A 17,661-nucleotide genomic window follows, 5' to 3' on the forward strand; every position below is an offset into this window, starting at 1 on the left:
AAAGCCTTACCTAATAATCTGACCAGATTATTAGGTAAGGCTCGATGATGCCAAATGACTAAATTTACTAACTCCAGTCCAAGCGTCCCAAGGGCTGAAGGCTATTTGAGTACTTTCAACCTTTAGTTAACAGGTTATCACTAACTCCCATCAAAATGGCCGCGGTCCTGCTCTGCTAACAATTGATTAAGCGCCATCATGGGGGAGCATTTCATATCACTCTAGAAATGAGCCCGCATTAATACCAGCTAGGCTTATCGCCGTCAGTTCCGGGCTTATCCAACCCAACACTCACATTCTGATAGGTGCTAGGATCTTGAATCACCTTAAAAGCAAAGTCAGCCACGCTCTGGCGGGAGACCTCAGTTCCCTTAAAACCTTCGGCGAGCGTCGTCACTTCGTAGGTCACCTCGTCGTTGTCCGTCAGCCAGGCCGGACGAATCTCCGTGTAGGTCAGGCCAGATGCCGCAACCAGTTCACCCATCTTGCGGTAGGTCCCCATGTAGGCCCCAATCATCTGGTTATTCCACTCGCCAAATTTACCAGGGACTTCATCATAAGCGCCCAACGAACTAATGTAGATGAACCGTTGCTTTTCGGCCTGCTTCATCGCCGTCACGATACTTTGCGTTTGCTGGTCCAAAGCAGCTCCACCGACGTTTGAGTAGACGATATCCACATCGGCCATCGTTGCAGCCAGCTTGGCCGTGTCACTCACGTCACCATCAACGACCGTCACCCGAGCATTGTCGGCATACTGGCTCAACCGCGCTGCGTTCCGCAAATACAGGACCAACGTGGCCGACGTTTCCGCTAGCAAACGGGCCGTCAAAATCCGTGCCATGGCGCCATTAGCACCAATAATCATCACTTTTGTCATTTGATAATCTCCTTAGATTCTCAGCGCGTTACGCCAGCGCTTGAGTTGCCTCACGCCGTTCATTTCTGGCCAACATCATGTTTACCCGACACTAGTCACCAACTGGATGCCAGCCATTGGGATCAGACAGCCGGTCTAGAAAGGCCATGTCCTTGTCGTTGATCACAAAGTCCAGTTCCGTATTGGCCTGAACATGCTGCATGGCACGACCCTTAGGAAGCGGTGCCACACCCTTTTGGACGATGTAGCGCAGCGCTAATTGGGGAATCGACACGCCATAGTTACCAGCGACCCGTTCCAATTCGGGGCTGTCGATCAACCCACCGGTAGCCAGTGGCGAGTATGCCTGAACCGTGATGTCATTGGCTTCCGCCGTCTTCACGATGGACGCCTGCGTGTGACCCACGTAGTATTGAATCTGATCAACGGCGGGCTTGACGGTCAAGCCCTCCCAAGTTAACAGGTTTTCCAGATCGTGAGAATTGAAGTTGGACACGCCAACTGACTTGGCCTGACCGCTAGCATAAATATCCTGCATGGCACGCCAAACGTCACGGTTCTCGGCGTCGTGGTTGGACCCCATTTGTGCCCAAGGCCATGGCGCGTGGATGATGTAGGAATCCACGTAGTCGAGATTCAGGGCGGCTAAGCTGCTCTTGAAGTCGGCCATTGCAGCATCGTACGATTTGGATTCTGCAGGCAACTTGGTCTGCACGAAGATATCTTCGCGGGCCACATCGCTGTCCCGTAAGGCTTCACCGACACTCTGCTCGTTGTTGTAAGCCTTGGCGGTATCGATGAATCGATAGCCGGCTTGCAGGGCATTGCTAACAGCATCGTAAGTTTCCTTACCAGGCCGCGTTTGCCAGGTTCCAAAACCGACCTTAGGCATCTTAAGCCCGTTGTTTAACGTAAATGTATCCGTAATTGTTGGCATAGCTAATCCTCCATTTTTTAAATGATAGATTCATTTTAGCCCCTTAGGCCCACTCTAAGGCAAATGATTTGCCTCCTGATTTTTCCATATTTTGACTGATTTCTGGTAGCTAGTACCCCAAATTAGGCAACATCGTCCAACCATCGCCTTACCGGCCGGCAAATATGGGCTGGAACGGGGCGAACACAACTTGAAGCCTCGAAAGTACCGAGTCTCCAAGCTTGGTTTTCTACTAAGCCAGTGGGAAAAACACCCTCTGACTAAGTAGAACGACGCGCCTGAGCCCATATCTGCCGACCTCTCGGCTTATGTGGTTGATCTGAGGCAACGTGGATTATACCTATAGAAACGTTATTGTTTTATGCTTAAACCCTAACACCCATATGGAATTCAGTGCTCGAAATTGACGTGCACAATCAGAGCCGGAGGCGGTCAGGGATGCAGCTAGCCGTGTCGACGATGTTAGTCGGTGCTTTCCCCGGCTTACATCGTGGGACTACCTGAGAGACGCCTGCACTTGGCGGCTTTCAGGCGAGCTGGAAGCCCGTCCTTTGGCTGGAGACGTTCCCCACAGCCAGTGGAATCCCTGGCCGCCGGAGTGCGACCATTGCCATTAATTTAGTGGTGACAAATCCTACGGTCGCAAGAGTAAGGTGAGCATTTTGGCTTCCAACCTTTAGTTAGCCAGCCCGGCCATAGATGACCCAGTCGGCCCACTGGTAAGGAATTATACCTAGAAAAGCCAGCCATATCCACAAGCCGATCAGAAATACAAGGCCATAGAGCGTTAGTAAAATACGCTGCCGGGTTGGAAGGTGTCGCCACCCCATCCGATAACCATGAATGCCATAGGTCAGGACACCAACAAACCCAACGATTCCCCAAATCAATAGTCCCATCAAGACTAAGAAGTCTGGATGAGACGGATCCTTTTGCGCCATCAAGACGTATCCATGAATCATAGTTGCCGCTGGTAAACCGATAGTCAGACAGGCAGTGACACCCGCAATCCAAGGCCGTATCTTTGCATATGTCTGCATACACCCCCCCTTAACTATAGAATGCGCGTTTCGCTTCTAGCCGTCAACGACGACTGGTGTTCACCGCAACATCACGGTGCGGCCTATGGTATCTGAGTTGAACCGACTAAATGCGTCCCATCATCATTGGCGACACCCTGATTTAGGTAGACGAAAGTGAGGCACAGTTGTAAAAAGGCTGGGAGATTTCTCCCAACCTTAGTTTACGCATTCTGATAATCCAAATACGCTTATTTTTCCCAGCCGCAGAGCTTGTAGTGGCGGCCCTTTGCCCACTTCAACGTCACGTGTTTGAGCTTGCCCGCGTGACTGAGGCCCCGACAGTTCTTGGCAAAGTGATACTTTTTGCTATGATTGGGCGCGATCCAAACTTTAGAAGCCTTAGCCTCCGCCGTCGTTGTCTAAATGGCTAGGGGTTCTGCAACTCCGGTCAACGTAAAGGTGGCGGCAATCAGCAGGGCCGCCTTCCGTAGTGTCTTCATGTGTCTCCTCCAAATAATCGCAAAATATATTTCTCTAAATTAATTAGATAGCGTACACACTAAAAACACAATTCAAATTTACCGCTTAACGTTGATAAACCAGGTCCTGTGGTCGTACGGCATGGTAGAGAGCAAAGGCGCCGTCCAGATTGACCACATCAAACCCGTGCTGACGCAGGATTCGCTCGGCAATATAGCTTCGCTGACCGCTGAAACAGCTGACCACGTATGGTTGTGCTGGATCCAACTCAGTCAGTCGCTGACGTAATTGATTCAACGGAATATTGTGTGCTTGTTTAAACTCACCGTCTGCCAGCTCATCGACATCCCGGACATCCAGCACCTGTCGCCCGGCCGCCAACGCCGCCGGCAACTGATACCACTGAATCGTCTTACTCAGGCCCTCTGCTATATTCATCGCGACATAACCTAACATATTCACGGGATCCTTGGCCGAACCGAACGGCGGCGCATAAGTCAATTCCAGCTCCGGCAGGTCATCGATCCCCATGCCGCCTTTGATAGCTGTAGCCAGCACATCGATCCGCTTATCCACGCCCTGTTCCCCGACGCCCTGTGCGCCATAGATCTCCCCAGAATCGGGATTAAAGACTAATTTCAACGTGAGCGGGGTGCTGCCGGGAAAATAACTCGCGTGACTGTCGCCGCGTACGTGAACCACACGACATGTGAGTCCAGCCTGCTGTGCCTGATACTCACTAAGACCCGTCGCCGCAGCCGTTAGCTTGAACGCCCGCACAATGGCGGTGCCCAAGCTCCCTTGGTCGAGATGCATTAAATTGGCAAGGTTGTCCGCAACCTGACGGCCCTGGCGATTAGCCGGCGATGCCAGGGGAATCAATGTCGGTTCGTCAGTGACCTGTTGTTCAACCACGATAGCATCCCCGACCGCATAAATATCCGCTTCACTGGTCTGATACTGACTGTCAACGAGGATGCCGTCGTGTAAGCCCAACTGAAGGCCCGCATCTTTGGCTAATTGACTGGCCGGCCGCACCCCAACTGCCATAATTGTGAGGTCGGTAGTGAGCCGCGTACCATCCGCCAAGATAGCCACTTTGCCAGCATCTTCGAATGACGCGACTGCCTGGCCGGTGATGACCCGCACACCGTTACGCATCAGTTCAGTCTGAACAAATGCCGCCATCTCGGTATCCAACGGGGGCAACACGTGCGGTGCCTGCTCGACGACCGTCACGGCTAGACCACTCAACACTAAGTTTTCAGCGACTTCTAACCCGATGAAGCCCCCGCCAACGACCAGCACGTGTTGCGTGGATTCGGCCTGCAACCCCGTCATGATGCGATCGAGGTCGGGAATACTCCGTAAAGCATAGACGTTCTTGGCGTCCGTAACACCCGGCAAGTCTGGCATGATTGGTTGTGCACCCGGTGCCAGAATTAGCCGATCATAGGACTCGTGCGTGAGCTGCCCCGCATACCGTACGATGACCTCATGACTGTCTGGTAGAATCTTGGTGACCTCATGGTTCGGCCGCACATCCAGATTGAACCGCTGCTGCAACTCTTCTGGCGTTTGAACGACCAAGTCTGCGTGGTTACTGATTTCACCGGATAGGTAAAAGGGCAGACCGCAGTTGGCAAACGACACGTAGGGCCCCTTCTCAAAAACGATAATCTCAGCATCTTCATCCAACCGTCGTAGCCGGGTCGCGGCCGACATCCCGCCGGCCACACCACCAATAATGACGACTTTCATCCACAAAACTTCCTTCCGTTTCCAGTTGATACCCCAACCGGTATCTATGCGCCAAGTATACCGGACCCAGATAGATTTTCAAGCATTTTTGAAACCGTTTTCCATTGCGTCCACTCTGGTTTCCGCCTACAATTGGATTAATGTCTGGTTTGTGCACTACCACCCGTGGTTAGCATTACACACAGCTTTTTTCTAAAACTAACTAAAAGTTGAAAGTTCCAAAATATCCATTATGACTGGTGCCACAACGATACTGGGCCTAAAATTAGTCAACATTGTCCAACCATCGCCTTACCGGCCAGCAGATATGGGCTGGAACGGTGCGAACACAACTTGAAGCCTCGAAAGTACCGAGTCTACAAGCTTGGTTTTCTACTAAGCCAGTGGGAAAAAGCACCCCCTGACTAAGTAGAACGACGCGCCTGAGCCCATATCTGCCGGCCTCTCGGCTACCGTAGTTGGTCTAATGCAATGTGGATTATGCCTATAGAAACGTTATTATTTTGTGTTTAAACCCTAACAACCACTTGGAATTCAGCGAGTGGAATTGATATGCACAATCAGAGCCGGAGGCGGCCAGGGATGTAGCTAGCCGTGTCGACGATGTTGGTCGGCGCTTTTTCCGGCTTACATCGTGAGACGACCTGAGAGACGCCTGAGCTTGGCGGCTTTCAGGCGAGTCGGAAGCCCGTCCTTTGGCTGGAGGCGTTCCCCACAGCCAGCGGAATCCCTGGCCGCCGGAGTGCAACCATTGCCACTAATTTAACGGTAACAATTCTTACGGTCGCAAAAGCAAGGTGAGCATTTTGGCTTTCAACCTTTAGATCCAATTGAATTGCGATGTAGCTAGACGTAGAAACTGCTCACGGAAGCAACAACTTTTACCGATAAACTAGAAGACAATAAAAATAAGGAGAATCCAAATATGGCCTACATAGAAGTCCGTAACGAAACGCGTCAATTTACCCAAGGTGATCAGGTCACCACCGCCAACCGCGACATCTCCTTTAGTGTCGAACAGGGCGAGGTCGTCACTATTCTGGGACCTAGTGGTGCTGGCAAATCCACGCTACTCAACGTTCTCGGGGGTATGGACAGTCCCACCAGCGGCCAAGTCCTGATCGATGGCAAAGATATCGCCCAGCTGACTGCTAAACAGCTCACAACCTACCGGCGGCAAGATGTCGGCTTTGTTTTTCAATTCTACAACCTCGTCCCCAACCTCACCGCCAGAGAAAATGTCGAACTGGCCTCACAGATCACCGCGGACGCCCACGATGTCAGCGAAACACTGGGGTTGGTTGGCTTAACCGACCGAGCCGCCAACTTCCCCGCGCAACTCTCTGGAGGTGAACAGCAACGGGTGGCCATTGCCCGAGCCATCGCCAAGAACCCCAAGCTCCTCCTGTGTGACGAGCCGACCGGTGCCTTGGATTACCAGACCGGTAAGCAGGTACTCCAAGTCATTCAGGACGGCGCCCGGCGCACCAACATGACCGTGATCATCGTCACCCACAACAGCGCGATTGCCAAGATGGGCGATCAGGTCATCCACATCAATGACGCACAGGTCCAGTCCTCCCAACGCAACCCGCATCCTACGCCAGTTGCCGAGATTGAATGGTAGGTGTCCTCATGACAAAAAGTTATCTCAAAGCTATATTCAGAGAAATCGCGCGTTCCAAGGCCCGTTTTCTCTCGATCATGTTGATCATCTTTCTCGGAGTTGCCTTCTACACCGGCATTCGGGCGACCGGTCCGGATATGCTGCAAGCTGCCGATGACTACTACGCACGGCAAAAGCTAGCAACGAACAGCGTGCAATCCACGGCAGGTCTCACCAAGCAAGATCTGGCCATTTTACATCAGCACCGTCGTCAAATCGCCTATCAGGCTTTAAAGTATCTCGATATTAATCAGCTCAATAATAATCAGACCGTCCGAGTGGCAGAAGTCCCCGCCAAGCAACAGGTCAATCGGTTAACGGTGGTCAGTGGGCACCTGCCGCGTAAGGCCAACGACATCGTTCTTGACCAGCAAGCACGAACCCTTCAGCCCCATCTAAAGTTGGGATCGACCTACAAGATTGCGACCACCTCGAAGCTGAACAAAGCCTTTAATCGCCGGACATTCACGGTCGTCGGCTTCGTCAAATCACCCCGCTACATCGAGAAGACAACCCGCGGTGTCACGACTGTCGGCAAGGGCACGCTAGATTATTTTGCACTGGTCAAATCGGGAACGTTGACCCAAAAGGTCGTCAGCCGGATCGACATTCAGTTCAAGAACCTCGCGACCGTGACGCCCTACTCCGCAACGTACAAGCGTCGTCAACGGACCAACACGGCCAAGCTGAAGTCCTGGCTCAAACCCGAGGCCGCTAAACGCCAAGCTCAGCTCCAGCGGCAGGCACGCGCGCAATTGGCGCCACAGATCCGACAAGTGACCCACCTGGCCCAGCAACTCCCGGCTAACTCACCAATCCTCATCAAAGCCCAGACGCAACTCAAGCAAGCCCAGGCCAAGATTGCTGCGATTGGTCAGCCCACCTACCTCTACACCAGTCGGAACGCCAATCCCGGTTATAGCGAGTACCACGAGAATACTCAGCGGGTCGTGGCCTTGTCCACGGTCTTTCCACTCTTCTTCATCGCCATCGCCGCACTGATCTGCCTCACGACCATGACGCGAATGGTCACCGAACTACGGATTCAGATGGGGACGCTCAAAGCTCTCGGCTACAGCAATCTCGCTATTGGCAGTGAATTCGTGCTCTACGGTGGTCTCGCTAGTCTACTAGGAACCCTCTTGGGCGTGGGCTTCGGGGTCAATTTCTTCCCACGCTTCATCGCCCAAGCCTATGGTAGTATGTACAACCTCCCCGCCATCACCGTGCAGTACCTGTGGCCGGACATCCTGATTGCGCTGGTCATTGCGTTGACCTGCACCATGGGGAGTGCCGCCATCGTTCTACGTGTTGACCTTCACAGCACTCCGGCAACGTTGATGCAACCCAAGGCACCCAAGGCCGGCAAGACTCTGTGGTTGGAACATTGGCGCGGTCTCTGGCAACGCTTGAGCTTCAACCATAAGGTCACGCTGCGAAATCTCTTTCGCTACAAACAACGCCTGTTGATGACGGTTCTGGGCATTGCCGGCTGTATGGCGATGATGATCACCGGCTTTGGCTTAAAGGATTCCATCGGCGACATCAGTATCAAACAGTTCAATCAACTCTGGCACTACGACGCCATTGTCGTGCGCAACGGCTCGCAGACTGCCCAACAACGCCGCGCCCTGCACCGACAAGCCTTATACAAGAACGATCTCGTTCTCAAGCAATCGCAAGTCACCGTGGAACGCGCAGGCGTGGCCAACCAAACGGCAACGTTGAGCGTGCCCCAGCGGCCGCAACAACTGAAGAAGTTCGTGGTGCTGCGTAACCGTCAGAGTCATCACGCTTATACGCTCAACAGCCAAGGTGCCATCATCGATGAGAAGCTGGCTAAGCTCTACGACGTCAAGGTTGGTGACCAACTCCCCGTCAAGCTGGGCAACCACACCATCAAGCACGTCCGGATCGCAGCCATTGCAGAGAACTACGTCAACCACTTCATTTACCTGTCACCCCAGACTTATCACCATGTCTTTGGCCAACAGCCCGTCTACAACGGCAATCTGGTTCAGTTCAAACATCACGGCCAAACGACCCAGAACCAATTTGCTAGCGACCTCCTAAAGACCAAGGGTATGCTCAACGTCAGTCTGTTGAGCACGGAGAAGAAAAACAATTTCCAGATGCTGGACACCATGAATCTGGTCGTGATCATCTTCGTAGTCGCTGCCGGAGCGCTGGCCTTAGTCGTCCTCTACAACCTGACGAATATCAACGTTTCCGAGCGCATTCGCGAACTCTCGACGATTAAGGTGCTGGGCTTCTACGACAGCGAGGTGACGATGTACATCTTCAGGGAAAATCTGATCTTAACGGTCATGGGCATCTTCGTTGGTTGCTTCATGGGCGACTGGCTTCACAGCTATATCCTCAATACGGCAGAGACCGACAGTCTGATGTTCTCGCCAGGCATTCATCCCATAAGCTACGTGTACTCAGCACTCTTGACGCTGGGCTTTAGCCTGCTGGTCATGTGGCTGATGCACCGCAAGCTCAAGCGGATCAACATGCTAGATGCCTTGAAATCCGTGGATTAACCCGCTTCGCCTCCGCAGGGCAGGGATTCCGCCTGCCATGGGATGAACCACCCGCCCTAACGCCATCGACACAGCCGGACTACACCCTGCCCTCCTGCAGCTACACTAGTTAGACCCATCTAGATTTCAACTCACCAGGTGTCATAACACTGATCGCCTAAAAATCATCACCTACACACCATGCAAAAATATTCTCGAACGAAAACAAGGTACGAAGCCAAGATAATCTGGTTTCGCACCTTGTTTTAGCTTACAGACTGACGAGAATAACGTTGCCTCAGAACTGTCACGAGATCCAACCACGCAAAAAGTCGTGCTCCCCATTCAAAGCTGAATGGGGAGCACGACTTTTTAACTTAATTTACTTTTTTAAACCGATCTGCTTACTTAGCAGCTTCTTTTTCCTCTTCAGCGTTCTCAGAGTGAATTTCAGCTAACTTAGCAGCGTTGGCGTTAACGCGCTTCTTACTCAATGGGTAGAAGAACAGTAAGACCAAGGCAGCTAGTAACAGACAGAAGGTAGGTACCCCAGTAGCTAACGTGTAGATGTGGTTAACAACGGAAGCTGACTGTTGTGCACCACCACCAGTAGATGACTTGTAACCGATGAAGGTCAACATGAACCCACCGAAACCACCGGCGATAGCTTGGGCAACTTTACGGGCAAACGAGTTGACACCGTAAACCACCCCATCTTCACGGACACCCGTCAAGACTTCATGATTATCGATAACATCGGTGATGAAGGCCCAAACCATCAGGTTGAAGACCCCGGCACCTAAGGAACCGAAGAATAACATAACCAGGTAGAACCCAGCACTTTGCGTCCGCATTAACATTAAAGTCCCGTAAATTGCGGCACCAATGAATAAGGCGACGATTGAACATTCCTTACGACCAAATGTCCGCGTCATCCAGTTACTGAATGGGGCTAACAGAATAACAGTCGCAAAGTTGAAGACCAACGCAATACTCAAGGCTTTAGTATCCTTGAAGTAATCGTTGAACAAGTACGTTAACAGCGTCCCTGACAAGTTTTGGTTAATAACGATTAAGATATCAACCAGAACTAAGACAACTAAGGCTTTGTTTTCAAACAAGCCCTTAACCAAACGTGATAATGGGACCTTTTCAGACTTTTCAGTCCGCACACGTTCAGTCGTTAAAGCAGTTGTTAACGTGTAGCAAGCCCAGGCGATGAAGGCACAGCCGACAACGACCCAGAAGAAACGATTCCCAGAAATCTTTTGGGAAGCACCCACGTAAATGATCAGTGGTAAAACGTAACTGGTCAACGCACTACCAACGGCAGAACCGATGGCACGGAACGTAGACAGTGAGGTCTTATCGTTAGGGTCACCACTAATAGCGGAGGCCATTGAGCCATAAGGGATGTTAACAGATGAGTAGAAGATCCCCCATGATAAGTACGTGATGAAGACGTAAGCCAAACGTGCTGGCATTGCCCAATCTTTAACGATTGGCACGAATGTCAAGATGAAGGCCAACATCAACGGGTACTTCATCCGGTTGATCCAAGGCTGGAACCGGCCACTCTTATGTAACTTACTGTTATCGACGAATCGCCCAACCATGATGTCGGCAAAGGCGTCAACGAACCGAGCAGTCAAGAACAAGATACCAACTTGAGCCCCAGTTAAACCAAGGACGTTGGTGTAGAAAATCATTAAGAACGAGTTGATAACGTTAAATGAGAAGTTGTTCCCAATATCACCAAACATGTAACCAATACGGTCTTTTATGTTAAAAGGCTCGGCAGCGATGGTAATCGTTTTTTGAGTTTTATCCAATTTTCCTGACACTTCCTAAAAAAATATAGTCTAAACGTGCGAAATAAGGGCTTAACTGAACGCTGTGGTAATCCTAGCTAGGGTATTTACGGTAACGCTCTCTTGCATAACTAATATACAAGTTAGGTTCAGCCTACCACGTGTAGAAATCGCTTTCAAGCACAAATTAAAAAAAAAATGTGCATTAGGTGTCGATTTACCTCCATTTGACGTGCTCTAATGCCTTGCTACATCAACGTTTATCGTTATACGTGTTGTTGTGATAAATTTTAAAATAAAAATGTTTCCGCTTTCACTAAAAACCAAGATTTAAGCATATTTTCCTTCTGATATACCACCTACGCACAAAAAGTAGTGATTATGACTACTTTCAGTTAGCAATCAACTACTCAGTATTCAGAATGGCCACTGACCGTACTCACCCAGCGCTTAAACTGCCGGTTATTGGTCGGTCGTGCTACCCTAGGCTTGCTGTAGCTGACGTAGCTACAGCCCCCCCAAGCAGATATTTCCCAAGAAAGATTGGCAGGTTGCCCTTGTCCCCGTCAATCTCTCGGAAAAACCGACCTCTTTTTTCTGAAAATACCCGATCCAACGCCACAAATTTCGCCATAAAATAGTCCGGACGAATTTCAAGCTTGCGGTATAAGTCGGACTATTCACCGGTGTCCTAGTCATTGCCATCGTTTTAGCTTATCAAATGATCAGATTTTTCCTTCCTATAAATAACGAAACCAGAAAAAAAGAACCGAGACAACTGTCCCGATTCCACTTGCTCGCATTGAGTTGGTTTAACTGTTAAAACAAACTAGCTACCGGTTGCTTCAACGCCGTCAACAGTTGATCGCTCGTCGACTTCGCTGTAAACACGACCCGTTCTGCAAATAAAGTCGCCGTCTGATCAGCCCGGTACGTGATCTGCTGCGCAGTACCAGTCTGCGTGTCGGTCACTGTTGCTTGTGCCACGGGATCCCCCGCATCGACCGTCCCCGAACTCAGTTGACTCGGTGTAAGCTTCGTTTCGACCTTCGTCGTGAGGCTGGCCGTTTTATCTTGGTACCAAACGCCAGCTTGTGAGGTCGTTGGCGTGGCAGTCACGGTCGTCGCCAGCCCATTGGCTAACGCAATTCGTTGCGAAGTTAACGGTGTCGTTTCCAAACTATACTTCTGCTTCAACTGTTTGATCAGTTTGTTCATGGCCGAGAACGTCGTGTCCCCACCCAGAATCGTGGCGACCATGCGTTGCCCATTAACCGTATAGGTCGCCGTGAAGCACAGCTTGGCATTCTCCGTATAGCCAGTCTTCAAGCCATCGATGCCGCTTTCCTTCTTATACTGCGACTTGCCTGGCAGACAACTGTTCTCGTTGTAGATTTCCGTTCCATTGATACTAGCTTCCGTCTGACTGGCGATCTTGGTAATCTCCGGGTCCGCCTTCAACAATTGTTGTGCCACTGTTGTGATGGCCTTGGCGGAAACTAAATTCTGTTCGTTCTTCCCAGTATCGGGTAACACCAGGCCATAGTCCTTAAGATCCGAGTTATCGAGTCCAGACGAGCTGATAAAGTGGGCTTCTAACCCCCACGCCTCACTCTGTTGATTCATTAATGCAATGAACTTCGCGTTACTTCCAGCAACGATCTCACCCAATTCGGTAGCCGCACTATTAGATGAAGCAATCATCGCTGCGGCAACCAATTGTTTGACCGTAAACTTCTCTCCCGCCTTCATTCGGAGAGAGGAATAGGCGTAGCTGTGACTGAGTTTCAAGAGGTTTTGTGGCATCGTAACTTCCCCATCCCAGCTGAGTTTCCCCTCGTTGATCGCTTTGACGGTGAGGTAAACCGTTAGTAATTTAGATAATGAAGCAATCGGATACCGTTTATCAGCATTCTGTTGATAAAGGACTTGGCCACTGTTTGCATCCATAACATAAGCGGCCCGTGCCGGCACCTTACTGACCGTCTTACTTGCCGCCTGGGCCGTTCCCGGCGCCAAAATGGTGACTATCAGGCCGACGATTGCCATGACGCGTAACCAGCGTTTTAAAAGAACCACGGGTAAATAAGCTCCCTTCGTGAACTAAACTTATCTTTCAATTATACAAAGTCTCTGTGGTAACACCACGATTATTGGGAAACTTGCGGAAATTTTAATGACTTATTAGTGAATTTGTAATCGAAAGGGACTTTTGTTCTTGACAGTTTGCGTTTACAGATGTAAACTTTAGTCGTTAATTAAACTACAACCGTAAACGAAGGAGTGACTCATCGTGGCAATCACCGAAAATACTGAAATTACCGAAACCATCACCAACGCCGAATGGTGTGTGATGCGGATCGTCTGGACACTGGGTGAGGCCGACAGCCACACCATCATCGATCTGGTCGGCCAACAACACGACTGGAAGGCGGCAACAGTTAAAACGTTAATTGGCCGACTGGTCAAGAAGGGCGCGCTAGGTACCACCAAGAATGGGCGGCAATTTATTTATACCCCGCTCATTCCGGAACAGACCGCCATGGATACGGCGCTCGCCGGGCAGCTCGACCAGATGTGTGCGATGTGTCGGGGACAAGCCTTCGTCCACGCCATCGACCAAACTGAATTGAGTCAATCGGATATTCAAAAATTAATTTCGCATTTACAGGAGAAATTAACCACGGCACCCACCACGATTACGTGTGACTGCCTGCCAGAGGGTTATGAAGGGAGCTGTTAATTATGAAAGAAACTGAACGGCACTTGGGGACGACCCACATGAATATGGACCATGACATGAAGAACATGGATCACGGACAAGCCAACCACGATGACATGAAAGATATGGATATGGGGTCCGGCCACGATCATCAGGACATGAGTAACATGAATATGAGCCACATGGATATGGACATGGGCGACGGACACATGATGCACATGGGGAATCTAAAACGTAAATTCTGGGTCTCCCTGATTCTCACAATTCCCGTAGTCCTGTTGTCCCCGATAATGGGGATGGTGTTGCCCTTCCAATGGAATTTTCCAGGGAGCGATTGGCTCGTCGCCGTTCTCGGCACAGTCCTCTTCTTCTACGGCGGTGCCCCATTCTTCAGCGGTGCCAAGGCTGAGCTTCAAATGAAGCGTCCCGCGATGATGACCCTGATCACCATGGGGGTTGGTGTGGCTTATATCTACAGTATCTATGCCGTCATTGCCAACAACCTCTTTCACGTGACACCCACCGTCAACAACTTCTTCTGGGAGCTCTCCACACTGATCGTCATCATGCTGCTGGGCCACTGGATTGAAATGAATACGGTCATGAATGCCGGTTCCGCTGTCGAAGCGCTTGGTAAACTTCTGCCACAGAGCGCACACGTCGTCGATGACCAAGGCAACACGACTGACGTTCAACTGAGCGACCTGCAAGTTGGTCAAACGGTTGCGATCCGCGCCGGTGAACAAGTACCAGCCGATGCTTTAATCCTGGATGGCAGCTCGGACATCAACGAATCACTCGTGACTGGTGAATCCAAAGCCATTCGTAAGACAGCCGGCGACCAAGTCATTGGTGGCTCCGTCAATGGTACAGGCACGATCACAGCAAAGGTCACAGGGACTGGTGATTCCGGTTACCTGGCCCAAGTCATGGCTCTCATCAAGGATGCACAGAAATCCAAGTCGAGGTCCGAAAATCTTGCGGACCGTGTGGCCGGTTGGCTTTTCTATGCCGCCTTCTTCACGGGCATTCTATCCTTCATCATTTGGATGACGGTCGCTAACCTGGCTGTTGCCTTACCAGTCGCCGTCGCTGTCTTCGTCATTGCCTGCCCACACGCACTGGGCCTAGCCGTACCTTTAGTTGTCTCTCGGAGTACTGCATTAGCCGCACAAAATGGCTTGTTGATTCGGAACCGGACCGCTATGGAACAAGTGAAGCAGATTAAGTTTGCTTTAATGGATAAAACGGGTACTCTGACGATGGGTGAATTCAAGGTCAACCACCTGGTCAGCTTCGATGCTCAACGCAGTGAGGAAGACATTCTGAGTCTGATGGCTAGCCTGGAAAAGGGCTCTAGTCATCCCCTCGCAACTGGGATCTTAACCGCTGCCAAGGGCAAGGACCTAACCTTCGCAGCTGCAACTGATACGCGTCAAGAAACTGGGATGGGCCAATTCGGTAACGTTGCCGGTACCACTTACGGCGTCGTCTCCGTCAACTACCTCGACCAGCATCAGTTAGCCTACGACCACGAGCAATTCACGAAATTTGCCGCTGAAGGAAACTCCATCAGTTACTTGGTTGCTGGCGATGCCGTACTTGGTTTGGTCGGACAAGGTGATCAGATCAAGCCGGCCGCTGCAACCCTGGTGGCTTCGTTGAAGAAGCAGGGCATTACCCCAGTTATGCTCACCGGTGACAACCAGGAAACGGCCACTAAAGTTGCCGCTTCCGTCGGGATTGACGACGTTCAAGCTCGCCTCCTACCGGAAGACAAGGAACGAATCGTGCAACAGTACCAAAAGGATGGCAAGGTTCTCTTTATTGGGGACGGGGTCAACGACGCCCCTAGCCTGGCCCGCGCTGACATCGGGATTGCGATTGGCTCCGGGACTGATGTAGCGATTGAATCCGCCGACATCATTCTGGTCTCCAGTGACCCCGCCGACGTCATTCAGTTCTTAGATTTAGCCCGGGCAACGCACCGCAAGATGACTGAGAACCTGTGGTGGGGAGCCGGCTACAACCTGGTTGCAATTCCATTAGCCGCTGGCGTATTGGCACCAATTGGCTTCCTACTGAACCCAATGGCGGGTGCAGTTGTGATGTCACTAAGCACGATTATCGTGGCTATTAATGCTATGACGCTTAAGATTAAGACGGTCGCTTAGACGGTTCGAAATAATTGGCAGCAATAACCAGGAAATCCACCGACTGGTATCAAACCAATTCTGCTAGACATTCAGTTGTTTTCAATTTTTAAACCTAGACCAAAAGTACCGCAATCCTCTAAACACGGGGAGTTGCGGTACTTTTTCGATTAAAAACTGAGGTTGCAAGTTCCAATGCACCTAGAAAGGTCCAGCTAATCGAGATTTAATCCACAAAATTAGTTGGAAATTATCACCTGCGGCTGCCAGAGATTCCGGCTGCTGTGGGGACCGCCTGCGGCCTGAGAAACGGTCCTCCGGCTCGGTTTGAAGCCTGACATAAACCGCCAGTCTCCAAACGCGTCCCACGCTGTAAGCTGGTTCCCAGCTAACACCGTCGACACAGCTACCTCCATCCCTGGCCACCTCCGGTTACGATTTGTTCTTTAACCTGACATTGCAGTGACAATCGCCGAACTGGCAACGTTAGTCCACGACGATTGGTCACTGTCTATGTAGGCGTGAGTGAGCCCAATTTAGGCTCAGCCGTGGGATTTTCCAAGTGGGTTAACTTGGAAAATGGCGACTTTGAAACGCGGGTTGTGCGGTTCAAAGCGAGCTGACCGACCGCTTCTTAGGCTGGCGGCGTCCTACCCACAGCGTTCCAGCCTAAATTTGGTGAACGGTAAGCCGGCTGGTTTCGACGACGTTGCCTAATTTTAGTCTCACTATCGTTGTTGCAACAGTCATAATGGGTATTTTAGATCTTTCAATCTTCAGTTAAAAAGAGGACCACCGCTTGGCAGTCCTCTCGGCAATTAATGTTTAGCGTTTCGGTCGCACGACTTCTAAGAAATCGGCGAGTGGCTGTGGGTCGATCAACTGGCGGTTACACTGCGCGCTATCGCGACAGATGTAATTGCCATTTCGTGTGAAGGTCCCCAGACCAGACTTCTTGGTCGTTGAGACGAACAGTGAGACATTACCGATTGTTTGGCAAATGGCACAAACCCCTTTAACGGTCTTGGGCCCCATGTCCCCCTGAATCCCAATGAGTCGGCCCTGATACGGCGCCACCAAATACTTTTTCTGACTGCCGCCATCATTCCAGCCGAGATAGGTTAGCTCGTGTAGATCGACGCCAGCCCACTCCGGTTGCTTTAATTTTTTTACCTTACGGAATAGCTTACTCAGTTGCTTCTGGCTCAGACTGGGAAACGGCACAACGAGCGGTTCAATGGTCGGTAACAGCTTGGCTGCGGCCTCACGCGTTAAGCGATCGGGTTGCAACTGCCGTAAGAAGTCCTGAGCGATGGGCTCATCTGCTGGCAAGTGACGCGCGATATTTTCAATCGTGGTATCGCGAATAACCCGACGCATACGTTTGTCGTTGACGGACAGGTAGGCACTGACGAGGGTATTGACTTGCTGAGTAATTTCACTATATTCGTAAGCGGTGATTGTTGGTTCCATAGATGTTTCTTCCTTTCAGATTTAAACCAGACACTTCTCTGAAAGGTTTTGCAGAAAAGTGTCGCTAACAGCCAACACTCTTCCGTACAAATAACGATGCCATCATCGTCGATCATCTCCTTGTATCCAGCAATTTCGCTGAATTGCTCACAATTATACCGAAACCATTGTGGAAAATCAAGATTCATTTGTTTTAGCCACCCGCAATTCGCCCCATAGTAAAAGGCCGCC

At 50.8% G+C, this 17,661-nt stretch carries 11 protein-coding genes; 4 read left to right on the forward strand and 7 right to left on the reverse strand.

Features of this window, described 5'->3' with window-relative positions:
- Nucleotides 1-238: 238 nt before the first annotated feature.
- The 4 genes from ACKTSF_RS09965 to ACKTSF_RS09980 all read right to left on the reverse strand — a co-directional run bounded on the left by ACKTSF_RS09965 (nt 239) and on the right by ACKTSF_RS09980 (nt 5,080).
- Nucleotides 239-880, reverse strand: a complete 642-nt coding sequence (locus tag ACKTSF_RS09965) for an NAD(P)H-binding protein (RefSeq protein ID WP_407889030.1) — start codon at nt 878-880, stop codon at nt 239-241.
- A 91-nt stretch (nt 881-971) separates the two neighbouring features.
- On the reverse strand, nt 972-1,817 hold the full coding sequence (locus ACKTSF_RS09970) for an aldo/keto reductase family protein (RefSeq protein WP_407889032.1): 846 nt from the start codon (nt 1,815-1,817) through the stop codon (nt 972-974).
- Nucleotides 1,818-2,497: 680 nt separating this feature from the next.
- Nucleotides 2,498-2,857 carry a hypothetical protein gene (locus ACKTSF_RS09975; RefSeq protein ID WP_407889034.1) on the reverse strand — a complete coding sequence of 120 codons (360 nt, stop codon included), beginning with the start codon at nt 2,855-2,857 and terminating at the stop codon, nt 2,498-2,500.
- 567 nt (nt 2,858-3,424) lie between these two features.
- A complete protein-coding gene (locus ACKTSF_RS09980) occupies nt 3,425-5,080 on the reverse strand; it encodes an FAD-dependent oxidoreductase (RefSeq protein WP_407889036.1) in 1,656 nt (551 codons plus the stop codon).
- A gap of 925 nt (nt 5,081-6,005) precedes the next feature.
- On the opposite strand from ACKTSF_RS09980, the gene ACKTSF_RS09985 reads away from it, so the two are divergent.
- On the forward strand, nt 6,006-6,707 hold the full coding sequence (locus tag ACKTSF_RS09985; protein WP_407889038.1) for an ABC transporter ATP-binding protein: 702 nt from the start codon (nt 6,006-6,008) through the stop codon (nt 6,705-6,707).
- Nucleotides 6,708-6,715: 8 nt separating this feature from the next.
- The gene (locus ACKTSF_RS09990) at nt 6,716-9,292 is read left to right on the forward strand and encodes an ABC transporter permease (protein WP_407889040.1); all 2,577 of its coding nucleotides are present in this window, start codon (nt 6,716-6,718) and stop codon (nt 9,290-9,292) included.
- 383 nt (nt 9,293-9,675) lie between these two features.
- On the opposite strand, the gene ACKTSF_RS09995 is transcribed toward ACKTSF_RS09990, so the two are convergent.
- Both ACKTSF_RS09995 and ACKTSF_RS10000 read right to left on the reverse strand, forming a co-directional pair.
- A complete protein-coding gene (locus tag ACKTSF_RS09995; protein WP_407889042.1) occupies nt 9,676-11,103 on the reverse strand; it encodes an MFS transporter in 1,428 nt (475 codons plus the stop codon).
- 798 nt (nt 11,104-11,901) lie between these two features.
- Nucleotides 11,902-13,161, reverse strand: a complete 1,260-nt coding sequence (locus ACKTSF_RS10000; RefSeq protein WP_407889044.1) for a D-alanyl-D-alanine carboxypeptidase family protein — start codon at nt 13,159-13,161, stop codon at nt 11,902-11,904.
- A 214-nt stretch (nt 13,162-13,375) separates the two neighbouring features.
- On the opposite strand from ACKTSF_RS10000, the gene ACKTSF_RS10005 reads away from it, so the two are divergent.
- Nucleotides 13,376-13,825: a CopY/TcrY family copper transport repressor gene (locus tag ACKTSF_RS10005; protein ID WP_407889046.1), complete on the forward strand. Its 450-nt coding sequence runs from the start codon at nt 13,376-13,378 to the stop codon at nt 13,823-13,825.
- Nucleotides 13,826-13,920: 95 nt separating this feature from the next.
- Entirely contained in the window at nt 13,921-15,978 is a 2,058-nt protein-coding gene (locus tag ACKTSF_RS10010) for a heavy metal translocating P-type ATPase (protein ID WP_407889147.1), read from the forward strand.
- An 804-nt stretch (nt 15,979-16,782) separates the two neighbouring features.
- On the opposite strand, the gene ACKTSF_RS10015 is transcribed toward ACKTSF_RS10010, so the two are convergent.
- Nucleotides 16,783-17,430, reverse strand: coding sequence for a FusB/FusC family EF-G-binding protein (locus ACKTSF_RS10015; protein WP_407889048.1), 648 nt, complete (start codon nt 17,428-17,430; stop codon nt 16,783-16,785).
- Between the last annotated feature and the right edge of the window lie 231 nt (nt 17,431-17,661).

The organism is Levilactobacillus muriae (assembly GCF_045862015.1).
GTDB lineage: Bacteria > Bacillota > Bacilli > Lactobacillales > Lactobacillaceae > Levilactobacillus > Levilactobacillus muriae.